Below are 19539 nucleotides of genomic sequence, written 5' to 3' on the forward strand. Positions count from 1 at the left end.
CCCGCTGGGGGCGGCGGCTTGATCGAGGAGGTCAGACCTCGGTGAGCGCTCCGCCGGTGGACGCGCCGGAGGCGATCCCGTGGGCGGGCTCAGGAACCGACTCCGGGGAGAGCAGCAGCGAGCGGCGGCCGTCCGCGCCGACCGGGACGTCGCCGTCGATGGTGACGCGGCGCAGGGTGCGCTCGTGGTCGTCGGAGTCGTCCACTCCGTAGTGCTGGGTGGCGCGGTTGTCCCAGAGGGCGACGTCGCCGGTGCGCCACTGCCAGCGAACGGTGTTCTCCGGGCGTTCGACGTGCGACTGGAGGACGCCCACGACGGCGCGCGAGTCGCTGCCGCGCAGACCGGAGAGCCTCTGAAGGAAGTTGCCGAGCAGCAGGACCCGCTCGCCGGTCTCCGGGTGCACCCGCACCACCGGGTGCTCGGTCTCGAACTTGGTCGAGGTGAAGACCTGCCGGAACTGCCGCAGTTCCGCGGACACCGCGTTCGGCCGTACGGCCGCGTAGTCGTTGGTGTGCACGCCGCGCAGGCTCTCGGCCAGCACCCGCAGCGGCTCGGGCAATCCTGCGTAGGCGGCGGCCGTGTTGGCCCACAGGGTGTTGCCGCCGTACGGGGGGACGACCTCGGCGCGCAGAATGGAGAAGGCCGGGAACGCGGGCACGAACGTGACATCGCTGTGCCACTGGTTGGCGCGGCCGCCGTGGTCGTTGTCGACGGCGAAGGCGTAGCGGCCGTCGACGGAGGGCACGGTCGGATGGGCGACGGGCTCGCCGAGCAGCCGGCCGAACGCCTCGTGTTCGTCGGCGTCGAGGTGCTGCTGGTCGCGGAAGAAGACGACCTTGTGCTCGAGGACCGCGGCGCGGATCGCGGCCACGGTGTCCTCGTCGAGGCCGCCGCCGAGTCGGACTCCGGAGATCACGGCTCCGATGCGGCCACCGACCTTTTCGATGGTGAGAGCGGTGTTCTTGGTGACGGATGCGGTGGACGTCATGGCAGGTCCCTTCGCCGGATTGGCTGTTGGTGGCTGTGGTGTCCGTTGATGGCTTTTAGTTGCTGTCGGAGCGGAAGGAAATCCGCGCAGATGAAAGGCGTCCCGTAGCCGGTTCGACCCGCAAAGGCACTGAGGTGTGCGATGGGGATACGGCGTGATGGCCGGGTCGGGCGGTGTGCTGCCTTCAGTCACGAGCTTGGGCGCGCGCCCGGAAGCCGGTCAAGGCTCCCGGGCCCTGCTTCACGACCTTGCAATACGCCCGACACCCGCGCTGTGGTCCCTGCCACTGCCGGTCGCCAAACCACCTCCGTGCACGGCATGTTGGTGCCGCTCACCCGTCGTCCGGGAAGAACCGAGATCCCCTCGTCCGGGAAAATCGGCATCCTCTCGTCCGGAAGGACCGCCATGTCGACCGTCACTCCCCCCGCTGCGCGCCCGTCCGGCGACGGCCGCCGGGAGGCCAACGCCGCGTCCGTACTGCGGGCCGTTCTCGACCACGGTCCGGTGGCCCGCAGCGGCATCGCCAGGCTGTCCGGGCTGAGCCCGGCGGCCGTCTCCCGGCAGTGCACCGATCTGGCGCGCCTCGGCCTGGTGCGCGAGGTACCGGAGCTGGTCGCAGCGAGCGGTGTGGGCCGACCTCAGATACCGGTGGACCTGCACACCGGTGAGACCGGCGGGCCACTGGTCGCGGGCGTTCACATCGGGGTGCCGCGCTCGGCCTTCGGGCTGACGGACCTGCGCGGCACGGTCCTGGTCCGGCACGACTTCCGGCACGACGGGATTCCCGCCGCCGAGCTCGCGGACCGGGTGGGCCGCGAGCTGGCCGCGTTCCTCGCCGGGCAGGCACCGGGCGGCGGCCGGGTCCTCGGGGTCGGCGCGGCGATCGGCGGCTGGGTGGACCCGGCCACCGCCACGGTCGTACGGCATGACGCGCTCGGCTGGCACCACCACCCGCTGGGGGCCGAGCTGCGGCGGCACACCGGGCTGCCCGTCCGGGTCGACAACCATGCCCGTGCCGTCGCCCGGTCCGAGCTGCTCTTCGGCCGGCCCGCGGCGCGGCGTTCCCTGGTCCATCTGTTCGTGGGCAACGTGGTGGACGCGGCGCTCTCCATCGCCGGCGTGGTGCACAGCGGGCCGCAGTCGGGTGCGGGGGACGTCGCGCATCTGCCCGTGCCGGAGAGCACCGTGCGGTGCCCGTGCGGCCGTACGGGTTGTCTGGAGGCGACGGTCTCCGACACCGTGATCGGCCGACAGGCGGTGGAGCACGGCATCGTCCCGGAGCCCAGCGCCGCGCTGCTCGTGGACGCGGCGGCGGCCGGCGACCGGCGTGCTGACGCGCTGCTGCGGGAACGCGCGCGTGCGGTGGGCCGGGCGACGGGGCTGCTCCTCGATGTGCTCAACCCCGATCTGGTGGTGGTCACCGAGCAGTCCAGCCTGCTCCAACCCGAGTACCTCGACGACATCCGGGCGGCCGCGGTCGGTCATTCGCATGTCTGTGACGATCCGGAGCGGATCGTGGTCCCACATGCTGGACCGGCGGCGCTTCTCGTGGCGGCCGCCACAGTCGTCCTGAACCCGCTGTTCAAGAGCCCGCTGCAAACTTTCGGCAACACTGCCGCAATGCTCCCGTCAGCCTGACAAGTCGCCCTGAGGACAGGGCTGTTGACCCTTGTGGACGCCCGCTGTCATTCTGCTTCGCGTGAACCTGGATCTGCGCCTCGTCTCCCGCTGGCACGTCGACCTCTGTCGGCAGTCCAGCGCGATCTGTGCTGTCTGCCGCTGATCCCTTCTTGATCAGCCGCTGATCCGCCGCGGATTCACCGTCGGCCCTCCGGGTCCGCCCGGCCACCCAGCCGTCCGGGCCTCCGCCACCGGCCCGCTCCGAGACCTTCCCTCCCGTACCCGCACCACTTGATTGCGCGCTCCTCCGCCACGCCTCCGTACGGGCCATTAATTCCTGCCGCAGCGAAAAGAACAGGTCTTCCACCATGCCCTCGTCCTCCGCCCTGCCCCTGGATCCGCTGACCCGGCGCACCGCCCTGCGCGCCGCGGGTGCCGGCGCCCTGCTGCTCGGGACGGGCGGTGGGCTGGCCGGTTGCCGGTCGGCTGTGAACGCGGAGGAGGGGTCGGCGGGTCCCAAGCGCGGCGGCACGCTGACCATCGCCATCAACCAGGACTTCACGCCGGCGCTGCTGTTCACGCAGACCGGCCAGTCGCTGCAGAACCGGCTGATCTACAACACCCTCATCCGCTACGACGACGACCTCGAGCCGCAGCCGGAGCTGGCAACTTCGTGGGAGTACGCCCCCGACGGCAAGAGCATCACGCTCAAGCTGCGGGACGACGTGACGTACCACGACGGCCGGAAGTTCACCGCGGACGACGTCGTCTTCGCCGTCGAGAACCTTCGAAAGCCGGAGCGCTCGGCGCAGCTGGCGGCCACCGCCAAGGCGGTGACCGGCTTCGAGAAGCGCGGCGACCACGAGCTGGTGGTGAAGCTGGCGCACCCGGTGAGCAACCTCTTCGACCTCTTCGAGTTCATGATCATCACGGACCGGCACTCCGTCGAGGACGCCGTCAAGGGCAAGAAGCTCAACGGCACCGGCCCGTTCCGCTTCAAGCGGTGGCGGCCGGGGACCGGCCTCAGCCTCGCCCGCAACGAGAAGTACTGGAAACCGGACCGCCCCTACCTGGACGCCGTCGAACTCCGCGTCTACACGCAGCCGGACGCCCTGCTGTCCGCGCTCCGCTCGGGGCAGGCACAGCTCTCCTACCACGTCTCGGGCAAGCACCTCGCCACCCTCAAGAGCAGCTCCGGCTTCACGATCAAGCAGTACGACACCGGCAACGGCGCCGTGTACGTCGGGGCCACCCTCGACGAGGCGCCCGCCGACTCCAAGGCGTTCCGGCAGGCCATCGCCTGGGCGGTGGACCGGGACCGGGTCGTCGACCAGGCCCTCGGCGGCTACGGCCTCGCCTCCGCCGCGCCCTGGCCCAAGTCGTCGCCCGCCTACAGCGAGGCGAACCGCACCCACTACACGCACGACCCCGGCAAGGCGCGAGAGCTGCTGAAGTCCTCCGGGGTGCCGACGAGCCGCACCCTCCCGCTCGGCCACCCCACCACGCCGCTGCACACCGCCATCGCCGAGATCGTGCAGTACGACCTCCAACAGATCGGCATCAAGACCGAGTTGCAGCCCTTCGACCCGGCCTCGTTCCAGAAGAAGCTGATCTCCGGCACCATGCCGACGCTCTGGGTCAACGGCCACGGCTTCGCGCAGGTGCAGCCCGCCACCCTGGCCGTGAGCGCGTACCCCTTCAACGAGGCCAGGAACACCTCGCACTTCCGCTCCGCGGAATACACCGAGGCGGTCCAGGACGCCTGGCGGCAGAAGGACGCCGACGGGGCGAAGGCACACGCCCGCTACCAGAAGATCTCCGATCTGCTGCTGGACGAGGCGTTCATCATCGACCTCGCCGTCCAGGACTCGGTGCAGGTCGCCGCCGAGAAGCTGCGCGGACCGGCGCTCACCAAGTTCTCGTACCTGAACCTCGACGACGCCCACCTGGTGTGACCATGCGCGGCTACCTCCTCAAACGGATCCCCTCCGCACTGCTGGTCCTCCTCCTGGCCTCCTTCCTGATCTTCGCCATCCTGCGCCTGGTCCCGGGCGACGCCGCCGAGGTGCTCGCCGGACCCGACGCGGGTCCGGAGTCAGTCGCCGCCATCCGCGGTCAACTCGGCCTTGACGAGCCGCTGTTGGCGCAGTACGCGTCCTGGATCGGCGACCTGGTCCGGGGCGACCTCGGCCCGTCGTACGCCATCGGCGGCCAGGTCGCCGACCTGATCGGCGACGGGCTGGGCGCCACCGCCGAACTCACCCTGGGCGCCCTCTTCTTCACCGTCACCCTCGGTCTGCTGTTCGGCGTGCTCGGCGCCGCCTCACGGCGGCGCCCGGTGCGGGTGGTGGTCCATGCCCTGACCACCGGGGCGCTCGCGGTGCCGCCCTTCGTCACGGGCGTACTGCTGGTGCTGGTCTTCGCGGTCGGGCTGAGCGTCCTGCCGTCCGGGGGCCGCGTCGGCCTGCTGGAAGCGCCCGATCTGGAGCTGCAGTACCTGCTGCTCCCCTCCCTCTGTCTCGCCCTGCCCAGCGCCGCCGTGCTCGGCCGCTACCTCAAGGACAGCCTGGAACGCGCCTTCGCCGAGGACTACATCCGCACCGCCACCGCGGCCGGCGTACCGCGGCGCAGGCTGCTGTGGCGGCATGCCCTGCCCAATGCCCTGCCGCCCGTCGTCACGCTGCTCGGCATGCAGACCGGCCAACTCCTGGGCGGTGCCGTCCTGGTGGAGGCGATCTTCGCCTGGCCGGGTCTTGGCCAGCTCGCCGAGCAGGCGCTGAACCGCCGCGACTATCCGGTGGTCCAGGACCTCCTGCTGCTCCTCGTGGCCGTCTTCGTACTGGTCCAGCTGCTGACCGACGTCGTCTACGCCGCGCTCGACCCGCGGATCCGGTGGGAGTGACCGCTGCCATGACCACGCTCTCCTTCGTACGGGCACGGAAGCCGGGCCCCGGCGCCGCCCGCAACCCACACCAGCCCTACCGCAAGGCCCTGGCCACCACGCGCGGCCGGATCGGCCTCGCTCTCGCCCTGCTGGTGACCCTCGCCGGACTGCTCGCGCCCCTGCTCAGCTCGCACGTCCCGACCGCCCAGAGCGGCGAGGCGCTCCTCGCACCGGGCAGCCCCGGACATCTCCTGGGCACCGACGACCTGGGCCGCGATCTGCTGAGCCGGGTGCTGTACGGCATCCGCACCGACCTGGAGGTCATCGCGCTCGCGGTGCCGCTGGGCGCGCTCCTGGGGTGTGCGTTCGCGCTGCTCGCCGCGGTGCACCCGGTGCTGGACACCGTGGTGCAACGAGTCTTCGACCTGGTGCTGGCCTTCCCGGGGCTGATCCTGGCACTCGCCATCACGGCCGTACTCGGTCCGGGCCGCCTGCCGGTGGTGGTCGTGATCGCACTGGCCGAAATCCCCGTCTTCGGGCGGCAGTTGCGTGCCGGGATCCTCGTCCAGCGCGAGCGCGAGTACGCCGTCGCCGCGCGGGTCGGCGGCACGGGCCGGGCCCGGCTGCTGCTGCGGCACATCCTGCCCAACTGCGCCGATCCGCTGGTCGTGCAGCTCGCCGTCTCGCTCACCGTCGCCGTCTTCCTGGAGGGCGCCATGAGCTTCCTGGGGGTCGGCATCCGCCCTCCCGAGCCCACGCTCGGCAACATGCTCAGCCAGGCGCTTCCCTACCTGGCCCAGGCACCCCACTTCGCCGCCGGTCCGCTGCTCGTCGTCACGTTGCTCGTCCTCGGTTTCTCGCTGCTGTCCGAGGCCCTGAACCGGGAGATACGCCGATGACATCCAGTACGCCCACGACTTCCCCTACGCCGACGGCTTCCCCGTCACAGGACGCTCTGCTGGACGTACGAGGTCTGAGCGTCGACTTCGGCACTCCGGACGGGGCCGCCGTCCATGCCGTACGCGACGTCGGCTTCACCCTGCGACGCGGCGAGACCCTGGCCGTGGTCGGCGAGTCCGGCTCCGGGAAGTCCACCACCGCGCTGGCGTTGACGCGGATGCTGCCGGACACCGGCCGGATCACCGCAGGTTCCGTGCGCCTCGGCGACACCGAGCTGACCGGCGCGAGCGAGGAGGAACTGCGCGCGGTACGCGGTGCCCGGATCGGGATGATCTTCCAGGACCCGATGACCTCGCTCAATCCCGTCCTCTCCATCCGCACGCATCTGGACGAGGTGCTGCGCGCCCACGGCCACGGCGACCGCGCCGCCCGCCGGGCGCGCGCCGAGGAGCTGCTGGCCCTGGTGGGCATCCCGGACCCGCGACGCCGACTGGACGACCATCCGCACCAGTTCTCCGGAGGCCAGCGCCAGCGCGTCCTCATCGCCATGGCCCTGGCCAACGAACCGGAGGTGCTGGTGGCGGACGAGCCGACCACCGCGCTGGACGCCACCGTGCAGGAGCAGATCCTGGGCCTGCTGACCAGGCTCAACGAGGAGACCGGCACGGCACTCGTCCTCATCACCCACAACATGGGCGTCGTCGCCCGTACTTGCGCACGCCTGCTCGTGATGTACGGCGGAACGGTCGTCGAGGACGGCCCCACGGCCGAGGTCCTCACCCGCCCCCGCCACCCGTACACCGCGGGACTCCTGGCCGCCGTGCCCCGGCTGTCCTCGCCCTCCGGCACCCGCCTCGCCGGGATCCCCGGCTCACCACCCGACCTGTCGCTGCCGCTCACCGGCTGCGCGTTCGCGGCGCGTTGCGCGTCGGCCGACGAGCGGTGCGGAAGCGAGGCGCCTGTGCTGGAGTCGCCTTTGCTGGAGTCGCCCGAGTTGGAGTCACCTTTGCTGGAGGCGACATCGCAAGCCGGGCATCACGTGGCGTGCTGGCACCCGGACACGGCGGCTTCCACCGTTACCTCTGCCGCGCCACCCGTACGGTCCAGGTACCGCAATCCGGCCGAACTGGCCCGTCGCGAGGCCGAGTTGGAGGTGCGGCTGGAGGTCGAGGGGGAGCCGGGGGACCAACTCCCGGCCGACGACGCACCACTGCTGGAGACTTCCGCCCTGCGCAAGGAGTTCCGGGGACGCGGCCGGGTCGGCCGCCGCAATCGGCTCGTCGCCGTCGACGACGTCTCCCTGCGCCTGCACCAGGGCGAAACCCTGGGTCTCGTCGGCGAGTCCGGCTCCGGCAAGTCGACCCTGGCCCGCCTGCTCGCCCACGCCCACCAGGCCGACGGCGGCACGATCCGACTGCGCGGCCAGGACGTCACCCGCCCCTCCCGTACGGCCCTGCGGACGCTGCGCCGCCAGGTGCAGATGGTCTTCCAGGACCCGTACGCCTCCCTCAACCCGCGGATGACGGTGGGCGACATCGTCGGCGAGCCCCTCCTCGTGCACGGTCTGCACCCGGACCGCGCGGCACGCGAGGCCCGCGTCGCCGAGCTCCTGGAGCTCGTCGGCCTGGATCCGGCAGCCGTGGACCGTCTCCCCCGCGCCTTCTCCGGCGGCCAGCGTCAGCGCATCGGCATCGCGCGCGCCCTCGCCCCGGAACCCTCCCTGCTGATCTGCGACGAGCCGGTCTCGGCCCTCGACGTCTCGGTCCAGGCCCAGATCGTCAACCTGCTGTCCGATCTGCAGCGCGACCTCGGCCTCGCTCTGCTCTTCATCGCCCATGACCTGGCGGTCGTACGGCAGGTCAGTCACCGCATCGCGGTCATGCACCGGGGGCGGATCGTCGAGTCCGGACCCGTGGACGAGGTGTGCGAGTCCCCTCGGCACCCCTACACGCAAAAGCTCCTGTCGGCGGTACCCGATCCCGTCCCGGCCTCGGCCCTGGGAGTGCCCGCCGCATGACCGACCCCGAGGAACGCACCCCATGACCGACAGCACCGCTTCCAGCTCCGGCCCCACTCGTCGCGACCCGTACGAGGGCTTCCCCGGCCGCATCGGCCGCACCTTCGCCGAGTCGCGGCCTGCCTGGCCCCAGCAGCGCACAGCCCCCGCCGGGGCTCCGAACATCGTGCTCGTCTATGTCGACGACATGGGCTACAGCGATATCGGCCCCTTCGGCGCGGAGGTCTCGACCCCGGTGCTCGACGGACTCGCCGAGCAGGGCGTCCGCCTGACCAACTACCATACGACGCCGCTCTGTTCCCCCTCCCGCGCCGCGCTGATGACCGGCTGCAACCCGCACCGGGTCGGCTATGCGATGGTCGCCAACGCCGATCCGGGCTTCCCGGGTTACGGGATGGAGATCGCCCACGACATCCCCACGCTGGCCGAGACGCTGCGCGGCTCCGGGTACGCGACGTACGCGGTCGGCAAGTGGCATCTGGTCCGCGACGCGTCGTCCGGCGCGGCGGCCGACCGTGCCAACTGGCCGCTGCAGAAGGGCTTCGACCAGTACTACGGCGTCCTGGAGGGACTGACCAACCTCTTCCACCCGCACCAACTGGTCCGGGACAACACACCGTTGGACATCGACGAGTTCCCGGAGGGCTACTACTACACCGACGACATCACCGACCAGGCCGTGTCCATGGTGAAGTCGCTGCGCGCCCACGACCCGGACAAGCCCTTCTTCCTCTACCTCGCCCACAACGCCGTCCACGCCCCGCTCCAGGCGAAGCCGGAGGACATCGCACGCCACCGGGGCCGCTACGACGGCGGCTGGGACGAACTGCGCCAGGCCCGCTTCGCGAAGCAGAAGGCGGACGGCCTCTTCCCTCAGGGCACCGAACTACCCGCCCGCAACTCCGAAGACGGCCTGGACGTGGCCGCGTGGGACGACCTCACCCCGAACGAACAGCGGCTGTACGCCCGCTACATGGAGGTGTACGCGGCGATGGTCGACAACGTCGACCAGAACCTGGGGCGTCTGCTGAACACCCTTCAGGCACTGGGCGAGTTGGACAACACCGTCGTCGTCTTCACCTCGGACAACGGTGGCAGCGGCGAGGGCGGCGCCGAAGGCAGCCGCAGCTACTTCAGCCGCTTCGCCCACCATCCGCGGCTGCCGGAGGACTGGCCGGCGGACGTGGCACGCGACCCCGAGCTGATCGGAGGTCCGCGCAGCCTGGTGCACTATCCGCGCGGCTGGGCCATGGCCTCCAACACGCCGTTCCGGCTCTACAAGCGTCACACGTACGCGGGCGGGGTGCGGGTGCCGCTCCTGATCACCTGGCCGCGGGGCCTGCGCCGCTCCCCCGCGGACGACGGTATCCGCCATCAGTACCAGTACGTCACCGACATCGCGCCGACGCTGCTGGAACTGGCGGGGGTCGAGCGGACGGGCGACGGCATCCAGGAACAGGACGGCACCAGCTTCGCCCCCGTCCTCGCCGACCCCGCGGCCGACAGCACCCACCCCGAGCAGTACTGCGAGATGACCGGCAACCGCAGCTACTACCGCGACGGCCACAAACTCGTCACCCTGCATCGTCCGGGAGCCCCGTACGACGACTCCGAATGGGCGCTGTACGACATCCGCACCGACCCCACCGAGATCCACGACCTGGCCTCCCAACAGCCCAAGCTGGTCAAGGAGTTGGCCGCGGCCTGGGAGGAGGCCGCGTGGCGCAACGGCGTCTTCCCGCTCCCCGACGCCTCCGGTGCCCTCGCCCTGCGCGGGCCCGCCGAGGAGAAGCTGGCCCGCCCGGTCACGCTCCTGCCCGGCACACCCGAGCTGGAGCGCTACCGCTCCTCCCGGCTCATCGCCTTCCGCTCCTTCACGGTCACGGTGGAGCTGGAGTCGTACGAGGAGGGCGACAGCGGCGTCCTGGTGTCCCACGGCGACCAGGGCGGCGGCTACAGCCTGTACGTCGAAGGCGGGCGGCTGCGCTTCGCGTACAACGAGTACGGAGCACTGCACGAGACGGACGCGGGCCCCCTGCCTCCCGGCACCCGCACGATCCTCCTCACCGCCACCGCCGAGCGGCACCTGCGCTGGCGCTTCGCCCTCACGGTCGACGGGGCCGAGCGCGCCGCGCCTGAACCGGTCCACCAGCTGATCGGGATGGCACCGTTCCAGGGCATCAGCGTGGGCGTGGATCGCAAGTCGCCGGTCTCCTGGCCGATGTACGAGCGCCACGGCGTCTTCCGCTATACCGGCGCCCTGCGCTCCGTAACCTACCGTCCGGGCTCTCCGGGACCGGACTCGCCTGCGGCGGTGGCCCGGGCGCTGCGCGAGGCGGCGGCAGCGTTCGAGTAGCTGGTGGCTAGGGATTCGTCCAGGCCCCGGGGTCCTCGGCAAGGCCCACGACCTCCTCGGGCAGCTTGGCCGCGGCCACATCTGCCAGGGTGACCTCGCCGAGGATCTTCCGGACGTTGGCGCGTACCGCGATCCACAGCGGCAGCAGGGATTCCGCGGGGCCGGAGTAGGAGAGCTCGGGCGGGCGCACGCCTCGTACCGACACCAGCGGTCCGTCCGCCACCCGGATCACGTCCGCGATGGCGATCGAGTCCGCCGGGCGGGCCAGCCGGTAGCCGCCTTTCCCGCCCCGCTGGCTGACCACAAGCCCGCCTCGGCGCAGGTCGCCCAGAATGCCCTCCAGGAACTTGTGCGGGATGCCCTGTGCCAGGGCGATCGCCTCGGCCTTGACCGACGTGTCCTCACCTGCCGCAGCCAGCTCCAACGCCGCCCGTACCGCATAGTCCGCCTTCGCCGAGATCCGCATGCCGCGATTATCCGCCACTACCGCGTATGACGGTCACCGGTCGCCGGTCACCGGATCGGCACACGGTCGGGAGTCCGATCCACTTTCTCGATCTCCACGCCCTGGTCCACGTAGGCTCAACATCGTTGACAGGACAGGGAGATCGACGGCAATCGGGGAAGCAGGGACATGAGGTACGACGAGCTGATCCGGCCGCTGCCGGAGTTGCTGAAGAAGCACGCCGAGCAATCGGGGGAACGTGTCGCCTTCGCCGACTCATTACGCAGCGTCACCTACGCCGAGCTGGAACGGCGCACCAGCAGGCTGGCCGCGTATCTCGCCCGGGCAGGCGTCGGCCGCGGCGACCGGGTCGCGATATGTCTGGGCAACTGCGTGGAGATGGTGGAGAGCTGCCTCGCCACCGTCAGAGCGGGAGCGGTCGGCGTCCCTCTCAATCCCCGGTGCTCCGACACCGAGCTCGCCCATTTCCTCCAGGACAGCGGCGCTTCCGTCGTCGTCACCGACCCCACGCACCTCGCGCAGTTGCACCGCCTGGGTCCCGCGTACCGCCGGCTGCGCGTCCTGCTCACCGGTACGGGACCGGTCCCCGCGGACGCCCCCGACGGCACGGTTCTCTTCGAGAGCGCGGCCGAGGCCGACGAGCCCGGCCAGGCGCCACGGGACGACCTCGGGCTCGACGATCCGGCCTGGATGCTCTACACCTCCGGCACCACCCACCGCCCCAAGGGAGTGCTGTCCACGCAGCGCAGCGCCCTGTGGTCGGTGGCGGCCTGCTACGCCCCGATCTTCGGGCTCTCGTCCGAGGACCGGCTGCTCTGGCCGCTGCCGCTGTTCCACAGCTTCGGCCACTCCCTCGCGATCCTGGGTGTCACCGCCGTCGGTGCGAGCGCCAGGATCGCCGACGAACTCCTGCCGCCCGGCGGCCTGTTGCGAACACTCGACGCATCGCCGGAGGAACTCGGCGGTCCCTTCACCGTCCTGGCCGGGGTGCCCGCGACGTACCACCAGCTGGTGGCGTCGGCCGGACAGGCTCCTGAGGAGGCCCCGTCCTCCCGACCAGGGTTGCGGACGTGCGTCGTGGCGGGCGCACCGAGTTCCCCGTCGTTGCGCCGGGCGGTCGAGAAGGCGCTGGGGGCGCCGCTGCTCGACGCGTACGGCAGCACCGAGACCTGCGGCATGATCGCGGTGAACCGGCCGGAGGGTCCCCGAGTCGAGGGTTCCTGCGGACCACCGGTCCCGGGCATGGACGTACGGGTCGTCGACCCGGGCGCGGGCAACGATGTCAGGGACGGCGCCGAGGGCGAGATCTGGGTGCGCGGGCCGGGCCTCATGTCCGGGTACCACAACCAGCCGGAGGCGACGGCCGCCGCGCTGAAGGACGGCTGGTATCGCACCGGCGACCTCGGACGCCGCGTCGAGCACGGGCATCTCACCCTCACCGGCCGGGTCAGCGAACTGATCATCCGTGGCGGCGAGAACATCCATCCCACGGAGATCGAAGAGATCCTGCTGCGCTGTCCCGGCGTGACCGACGCCGTGGTGGTGGGCATGCCGCATGACGTCCTCGGTGAGGTGCCGGTCGCCTTCCTCGTCCCCGGCCCGGAGGGGATCGACCCCCGGCGGGTGCTGGCCGACTGCCGCGCCCGACTGTCCGACTACAAGGTTCCCGCCCAGATCCACGAGATCGCCGCCGTCCCGCGTACCGCGTCCGGCAAGATCGCCCGTCACGCGGTCGTCCCAGGACTGGCCCGGCCCGCACCGGACGTCCGCTTCGCCCCCGCTTCCCAGACGGCGGCCCCGGTCGACGGATCCCTGCGCGACCGGCTCCTGCTTCTCTCCCGCGAGGCGCAGGAACGTGCCCTGCGCGAGACGGTGCTCACCGAGACGGCCGCGGTCTGCGGACGTGCACCGCACGACCGGCTCGACGCGGACAGCCCCTTCACCGACCTCGGTCTGACCTCCATGGGTGCCGTCACGCTGATCGACCGGCTGGGCGAACGGGCCGGACTGAACCTGCCGACGACGCTGGTCTTCGACCGCCCCACACCCGCCGACGTGGCCCGGTACCTGCGGGACGCCCTCTTCTCCACGGAGGCCGGGGTCCACGCCCCGGCTCTCCGGGATCCCGGACCGGACGGCGAGGACCCCGTGGTGATCGTCGCCATGGGCTGCCGCTATCCCGGCGCCGTCAACTCCCCCGAGGAACTGTGGCAGTTGGTGTCGGAAGGCAAGGACGCGATCTCGGAGTTCCCGGCCGACCGAGGCTGGGACCTGACCGCCCTGTACGACCCCGATCCCGATCGGGTCGGCACCACGTACACCCGCAGCGGCGGATTCCTGCACCGGGCCGCGGAGTTCGACGCGGGGCTGTTCGGGATCTCGCCCCGTGAGGCGCTGGCCATGGACCCGCAGCAGCGGCTGCTCCTCGAGACCTCCTGGGAGGTCTGGGAGCGGGCCGGAATCGACCCGGCGTCGCTGAAGGAGAGCGACACGGGGGTGTTCGTCGGTGTGATGTACGGCGACTACTCCGCCCGGTTCACCCGTCCCCACGAACTGGAGGCGCATCTGGGCCTGGGCTCGGCCGGCAGCGTGGCCTCCGGCCGGATCTCGTACGCGTACGGCTTGCGCGGTCCCGCGATCACGGTCGACACCGCGTGCTCCTCCTCGCTGGTGGCGCTGCACTGGGCGGCGAGGGCGCTGCGCTCGGGCGAGTGTTCCCTGGCCCTGGCCGGCGGAGTCACCGTGATGTCGACGCCGAAGCCGTTCCTGGCGTTCAGCAGGCAGCGCGGCCTCTCCCCCGACGGCCGCTGCAAGTCGTTCTCGTCGTCGGCGGACGGTGCCGCCTGGGGCGAAGGCGCGGGGCTGGTGCTGCTGGAGCGGCTGTCCGACGCCCGGCGCAACGGTCACCCGGTGCTGGCCGTGCTGCGCGGTTCCGCGGTCAACTCCGACGGCGCGTCCAACGGACTGACGGCGCCCAACGGGCAGGCACAGCAGCAGCTGATCAGGCAGGCGCTGGCCGATGCCGGGCTCCGCACGGGCGACGTGGACGCGGTGGAGGCCCATGGCACTGGCACCACGCTGGGTGACCCCCTCGAAGCACAGGCGCTGCTGGCCACGTACGGCCAGGGACGGACCGAGGAGCAGCCGCCGCTGTGGCTCGGATCGGTCAAGTCCAACCTCGGGCACACCCAGGCGGCAGCGGGCGTCGCCGGGGTCATCAAGATGGTGCAGGCCATGCGACACGGGGAGTTGCCCCGAACACTGCATGTGGAGAAGCCCACGCCCCATGCGGACTGGTCCTCCGGCCGGGTGGAACTGCTGACCACGGCCCGGCCGTGGCCATCGGCGGACCGGCAGCGGCGCGCCGGTGTCTCGGCCTTCGGGATCGGCGGGACCAACGCGCACGTGATCCTGGAGGAGCCCCAGCCGTCACCGCCGTCACCCGGCGGGCCGGTCTCCGAGAAGGAGATGCCACACCGGGGTGAAGCGCCGTACGAGGGTGAAGTGCCGCACGACAGTGACGTGCCGTATGACGGTGCGGTGCCCTGGCTGGTCTCCGGAGCCGACGAAGCCGCCCTGCGCGCTCAGGCGCGACGACTGGCAGCCGCGGTGGAGACCCGGCCGGAACTGTCCTGCGCCGACATCGGGTTCACGCTGGCCGCGTCACGATCGGCGTTGACCCACCGGGCGACGGTGCCGGCCGGGGACCGGACGCGGATGCTTCAGGTGCTGCGGGCACTCGGCGAGGGCACGGATGGCGGCGCGGCGAGCGGCATCGCGGATCCGGGTGTCCGTACGGCGTTCCTGTTCACCGGCCAGGGAGCTCAACGCGCCGGTATGGGACGGGAGTTGCACACGACGTTCCCCGTCTTCGCCACGGCCTTCGACGATGTGTGCCGGGAGCTGGACGACCATCTCGAACGGCCGCTGCGTACGGTGGTGTTCGCCGAGCAGGATTCGCCCGAGGCCGCCCTGCTCGACCGTACGGACTTCACTCAGGCCGCTCTGTTCGCCTTCGAGGTCGCCCTGTTCCGGCTGCTGGACTTCTGGGGCGTGCGGGCCGGCTTCCTGGCCGGACATTCCGTGGGGGAACTGGCGGCGGCCCACGTCGCCGGAGTCCTGGACCTGGCTGACGCCGCTGCGCTCGTCGCGGCCCGCGGCCGGCTGATGCAGGCGTTGCCCGAGGGCGGGGCGATGGTCGCCCTGCACGTGGCCGAGGAGGAGGTCCTGCCCGCGCTGGCGGACGTCGGGGACCAGGTGGCGATCGCCTCCGTGAACGGGCCGGAGTCGGTGGTGATCTCCGGCGCGCGGGACGCGGTGCTCACCGTCGCGGCCGGGTTCGAGGCGCGCGGCCGCAGGACCGTACGCCTGCGCGTCGGCCACGCCTTCCACTCGCCCCTGGTGGAGCCGATGCTCGACGAGTTCCGCCGGGTCGCGGAAGGGCTGACCTTCCGGCCGCCGCGGATCCCGGTGGTCTCCGCCGTGACGGGGCGGCAGGCGGACGCCGAGGAACTGTGCTCTCCCGAGTACTGGGTGCGGCACGCCCGCCTGCCGGTGCGGTTCGCCGACGCCGTGCGGTGCCTCGACGACGAGGGGGTTTCCGCCTTTCTGGAGCTCGGGCCAGGTCCTGTGCTCACGGCGATGGCCGAGGAGTGCCTGACCGCCGCGGACGGTGGTGTCGCCGGAGAGTGCGCCGCGGCCACACGGGGCGGTGAGCGGGAAACGGAGACGTTGCTGTCCGCCGTGGCCCGACTGCACGTACGCGGGGTGAAGGTCGACTGGCCGACGGTGTACGCGGACACCGGGGCGCGCCGGGTGGACCTGCCGACGTACGCCTTCCAGCGGCAGCGGTACTGGCTGGACGTACCGCACACCCCCGAGACAACGGCCGACGCCCACCTGCTCGGCCCGGCATTCGCGATACCGGGCACCGACCGGACCGTGCTCTCCGGGCTGCTCTCCACCGCGAACCACCCCTGGCTCGCCGACCATGTGATCGCCGGGACGGTCCTCGTACCCGCGACGGTGTTCGTCGAGATGGCCGTCCGGGCGGGCGACGCGGTCGGCTGCGACATGCTGGACGAACTCGTGGTCCTGGCACCGCTTGTTCTGCCCGCCGCGACGCGGATACGCGTCCAGGTCGTCGTGGGGGCGGCGGACGAATCCGGCCGCCGCCCGGTCGACATCTACTCCCGGCCCGAGGAATCCCCGGCAGAAGCCCCGGAGGCCGACTGGACCCGGCATGTCACCGGGTTGCTGGGCCGGGCAGCGCCCCAGGTGGCGGAGAGCGGGCTGACGACCTGGCCGCCGCAGGGCGCCGCCGAAGTGGACCTCTCCGACGCGTACGACACCCTGGCGGACGGCGGTTTCGCCTACGGGCCGGCCTTCCAGGGCGTACGGGCGATATGGCGGCGCGGCGAGGAACTCTTCGCGGAGGTACGGCTCCCCGAGCCGCAGGCGGCGGACGCCCATCGCTTCGGGATCCATCCGGCGCTGCTGGACGCGGCACTGCACACCGTCCTGCTCGCCGACCCCGAACCCGATGCGGTCCGGGTGCCGTTCGCGTGGAACGGGGTACGTCTGCACGCCGTCGGAGCCTCGGAGCTGCGCGTACGAGTCGCCCCGGCCGGGGCGGACACGGTCACACTGACGCTGGCCGACCCGGAAGGCCGCCCGGTGGCGCGGATCGACTCACTCTCCACCCGCGAACTGTCCGTCGGTCAGGGTGACTTGGCGGACGACGCGATACGACGCGCCCTGCTGCGCCCCGACTGGATCGCCATCGAGCCGCCCACGGACGCGGACAACGGAGTCTGGATGCTCCTTGGCCCGGACGAGCTGGATCTCGGCGAGTTCCTCCCCGACGTCGCGGACCCAGACTCCACGGCATCCGAACCGGACATCGTGGCCGTCACGGCACTCGGCCCGGCGACGGATTCCGATCCACTGTCCGCCGTACACCTCCTGACCGGCAGGGTGCTTCAGGCTCTGCAGAACTGGCAGGACGATCCGCGGACCGCGGGGTCAAGGATGGTGGTGGTGACGAGGGACGCCACCGCGCCGGTGCCGGACCTGGCAGGCGCCGCGGTCTGGGGACTGGTGCGTACGGCGCAGTCGGAGCTGCCCGGTCGTGTCGTCCTGGTCGACGTGGACGGCCGGCCCGAATCCCTGCGACTGCTCCCCGAGGCGGTGGCCACCGGCGAACCCCAGCTATCAGTCCGGGCAGGGCGGATGACGGTGCCACGACTGGTCGCGGCGGCAGCGGACACCGGGGACACCGGAAGCGGCTCGTTCGGTCCGGACGGCACCGTACTGATCACCGGGGGCACCGGGGCACTGGGCGCAGAAGTGGCCCGGCACCTGGTCACCGCGCATGGCGTACGGCATCTGCTGCTGACCGGACGTCGAGGCCCGCAGGCACCCGGAGCCGAGGAACTGCGCACCGTGCTGGAGGAGTTGGGGGCCGAGGCCCGGATCGTCGCCTGTGACGCGGCCGACCGCGCCGCGCTGGCCGAGGTGATCAAGAGCTGCGAGCCCCCGCTGACCGCCGTGGTGCACGCCGCGGGCGTCCTCGACGACGGCGTGCTGGCCGCGCTGACCCCCGAACGGATGGCGGCGGTACTGCGGCCGAAGGCGGACGCGGCCTGGAACCTGCACGAACTGACCCGGGATCTGAACCTGTCGGCGTTCGTCCTGTTCTCCTCGGCGTCGGGCCTGCTGGGCCGGGCAGGGCAGGGCAACTACGCGGCGGCGAACTCCTTCCTGGACGCGCTCGCCCGCCATCGCACCGCGCTCGGGCTGCCCGCCGTCTCCCTGGCATGGGGACTGTGGGAACACGGCGGTGGCATGGCCGCACAGCTCGCGGAGAGCGGACCGTCCTCGACCTCCAGCGAGGGGTTCCGGGCGCTCTCCCCGGCACAGGGCCTGGCACTGTTCGACGCGGCGCTGGGCGACGGAGAGCCCGTACTGGCCCCGATCCTGCTGGACCGGGCAAGCCTCCGGTCCGCCGGGGACCGCCTCCCGCCACTGCTGCGAGGGCTTGTGCGCCCGGTCCGGCCGACGGCAGGCGGATCCGATCCCGGAACCGGCTCCGTACAGCAGGTGGGGGAACCGGGAGCGTGGCGGAAGCTGCTGGCCGGGCTGCCCGCCGGCGAACGGGAGGAGGCGCTCGCGGAGTTGCTGCGCGGTGACGTGGCCGCGGTTCTCGGATACCCCGACGCCGCGGCACTGCCGACCGGGAAGACCTTCGCCGACCTGGGTTTCGACTCCCTGACGGCGGTTCAGGTCCGCAACCGGCTGAGCATGGCGCTGCGGCTCAGGCTGCCCGCCGCCGCCGTGTTCGAGCACCCCACGGCGGAGGGACTGGCCCGGCATCTGCTCGGCCTGCTGGACGACTCGCTGCCCGCCCCGGAGCCGGAGCGGCACACGCACACCCTCTCCTCGCTGTTCCGAAAGGTCAGCGAGAGCGGTCACGCGGTGGCGGCGATGCACATGCTGGTCACCGCGTCCTATGCGCTGCCGACGTACGGTGCCGCCGCATGCCGCGATCACGCGCTGCCCCCGATTCGCCGCGCCGACGGAAGCGGCGATTCCGGCCGCCCGACGATCGTCTACTTCCCGGCCTACCACCCCTCGCACCCGTCGGAAGGCGGCGAATTCCCTCATTTCCATGGCCACTTCCAGGGCGAACTGGACGTCCTGGAACTTCCGCACCCCGGCATCGGTGGGGGCGCCGCGGTGCCGGAGGATCATGCGACGCTGGCTCGCACGCATGCCGAGACGGTGCTGCGGCATGTCGGGGACAAGCCCTTCGTGATCGTTGGAGGGTCCGCGGGCGGCAATGTCGCCCACACGGTGACCAGCCACCTGGAGAGCATCGGCGCCTCTCCCGTCGGCCTCGTTCTGATCGACACGTACCACATCAACGAGGACAACAGCGGCAAGGAGTGGCTGGTCTCCCTGGCCGCTCCCTCAGTCCAGGGCCTCGGACAGCTCGCCCTCGTCGGAGACGACGACGGCGTGCTGGCCGCGATGGGCGCGTACAACCGCATCTTCCTCGGCTGGGAGCCCGAGCCGGTCGACACCCCCACGCTCCTGGTGTGCGCGACGGAGCCCACCCCGGCCATGGCGGCGTCTACGGACGGGCGGAACGGGAGCTGGCGGGCGTCCTGGCCGTTGCCGCACGACTGCGTGGACGTGCCCGGCGACCACCTGACGATGATGCGCGAGCACGCCGGGACCACGGCGTCGGCCATCCGTACCTGGATCACCTCACGCACGGCGAAAGGAAACCGGTGAGTCTCTCGAA

At 71.6% G+C, this 19539-nt stretch carries 10 protein-coding genes; 8 read left to right on the plus strand and 2 right to left on the minus strand.

Going from position 1 to position 19539, the window contains the following annotated elements; all coding sequences use genetic code 11:
- Nucleotides 1-31: 31 nt before the first annotated feature.
- Nucleotides 32-988, minus strand: a complete 957-nt coding sequence (locus tag IEZ21_RS25790; RefSeq protein ID WP_189324265.1) for a TauD/TfdA dioxygenase family protein — start codon at nucleotides 986-988, stop codon at nucleotides 32-34.
- A gap of 405 nt (nucleotides 989-1393) precedes the next feature.
- On the opposite strand from IEZ21_RS25790, the gene IEZ21_RS25795 reads away from it, so the two are divergent.
- From IEZ21_RS25795 to IEZ21_RS25820, 7 genes are all read left to right on the plus strand, one after another.
- Nucleotides 1394-2626, plus strand: coding sequence for an ROK family transcriptional regulator (locus tag IEZ21_RS25795; RefSeq protein ID WP_189324266.1), 1233 nt, complete (start codon nucleotides 1394-1396; stop codon nucleotides 2624-2626).
- A 61-nt stretch (nucleotides 2627-2687) separates the two neighbouring features.
- The gene (locus IEZ21_RS48880) at nucleotides 2688-2771 is read left to right on the plus strand and encodes a putative leader peptide (RefSeq protein ID WP_373302300.1); all 84 of its coding nucleotides are present in this window, start codon (nucleotides 2688-2690) and stop codon (nucleotides 2769-2771) included.
- Nucleotides 2772-2976: 205 nt separating this feature from the next.
- Nucleotides 2977-4563 (plus strand): ABC transporter substrate-binding protein, encoded by a 1587-nt coding sequence (locus IEZ21_RS25800; RefSeq protein ID WP_189324267.1) that lies wholly within the window; start codon nucleotides 2977-2979, stop codon nucleotides 4561-4563.
- Nucleotides 4564-4565: 2 nt separating this feature from the next.
- Nucleotides 4566-5510, plus strand: coding sequence for an ABC transporter permease (locus IEZ21_RS25805; RefSeq protein ID WP_189324268.1), 945 nt, complete (start codon nucleotides 4566-4568; stop codon nucleotides 5508-5510).
- Between the two features lie 8 nt (nucleotides 5511-5518).
- Entirely contained in the window at nucleotides 5519-6391 is an 873-nt protein-coding gene (locus IEZ21_RS25810; RefSeq protein ID WP_189324269.1) for an ABC transporter permease, read from the plus strand.
- On the plus strand, nucleotides 6388-8409 hold the full coding sequence (locus tag IEZ21_RS25815) for an ABC transporter ATP-binding protein (RefSeq protein WP_189324270.1): 2022 nt from the start codon (nucleotides 6388-6390) through the stop codon (nucleotides 8407-8409). Before IEZ21_RS25810 ends, IEZ21_RS25815 begins: the two co-directional genes overlap by 4 nt.
- 22 nt (nucleotides 8410-8431) lie before the next feature.
- Nucleotides 8432-10765, plus strand: a complete 2334-nt coding sequence (locus tag IEZ21_RS25820; protein WP_189324271.1) for an arylsulfatase — start codon at nucleotides 8432-8434, stop codon at nucleotides 10763-10765.
- A 7-nt stretch (nucleotides 10766-10772) separates the two neighbouring features.
- Here IEZ21_RS25820 and IEZ21_RS25825 read toward each other — a convergent pair whose 3' ends face one another.
- Nucleotides 10773-11231, minus strand: coding sequence for an RrF2 family transcriptional regulator (locus IEZ21_RS25825; protein WP_033318256.1), 459 nt, complete (start codon nucleotides 11229-11231; stop codon nucleotides 10773-10775).
- A 168-nt stretch (nucleotides 11232-11399) separates the two neighbouring features.
- Between IEZ21_RS25825 and IEZ21_RS25830 the strand changes: the two genes are divergently transcribed.
- Complete coding sequence (locus tag IEZ21_RS25830) at nucleotides 11400-19529, plus strand: type I polyketide synthase (protein WP_189324272.1); 8130 nt, start codon at nucleotides 11400-11402, stop codon at nucleotides 19527-19529.
- Nucleotides 19530-19539: the final 10 nt, after the last annotated feature.

This window comes from Streptomyces flaveus (assembly GCF_014647675.1).
GTDB classification, from domain to species: Bacteria; Actinomycetota; Actinomycetes; order Streptomycetales; family Streptomycetaceae; genus Streptomyces; species Streptomyces flaveus.

What these genes read in the sequence shown, in the direction of transcription:
- IEZ21_RS25795 (WP_189324266.1), top strand. Translation starts at nt 1,394, where the DNA reads ATGTCGACCGTCACTCCCCCCGCTGCGCGCCCGTCCGGCGACGGCCGC.
- IEZ21_RS25790 (WP_189324265.1), bottom strand. Translation starts at nt 988, where the DNA reads ATGACGTCCACCGCATCCGTCACCAAGAACACCGCTCTCACCATCGAA.
- IEZ21_RS25800 (WP_189324267.1), top strand. Translation starts at nt 2,977, where the DNA reads ATGCCCTCGTCCTCCGCCCTGCCCCTGGATCCGCTGACCCGGCGCACC.
- IEZ21_RS25825 (WP_033318256.1), bottom strand. Translation starts at nt 11,231, where the DNA reads ATGCGGATCTCGGCGAAGGCGGACTATGCGGTACGGGCGGCGTTGGAG.
- IEZ21_RS25815 (WP_189324270.1), top strand. Translation starts at nt 6,388, where the DNA reads ATGACATCCAGTACGCCCACGACTTCCCCTACGCCGACGGCTTCCCCG.
- IEZ21_RS25820 (WP_189324271.1), top strand. Translation starts at nt 8,432, where the DNA reads ATGACCGACAGCACCGCTTCCAGCTCCGGCCCCACTCGTCGCGACCCG.
- IEZ21_RS25830 (WP_189324272.1), top strand. Translation starts at nt 11,400, where the DNA reads ATGAGGTACGACGAGCTGATCCGGCCGCTGCCGGAGTTGCTGAAGAAG.
- IEZ21_RS25805 (WP_189324268.1), top strand. Translation starts at nt 4,566, where the DNA reads ATGCGCGGCTACCTCCTCAAACGGATCCCCTCCGCACTGCTGGTCCTC.
- IEZ21_RS25810 (WP_189324269.1), top strand. Translation starts at nt 5,519, where the DNA reads ATGACCACGCTCTCCTTCGTACGGGCACGGAAGCCGGGCCCCGGCGCC.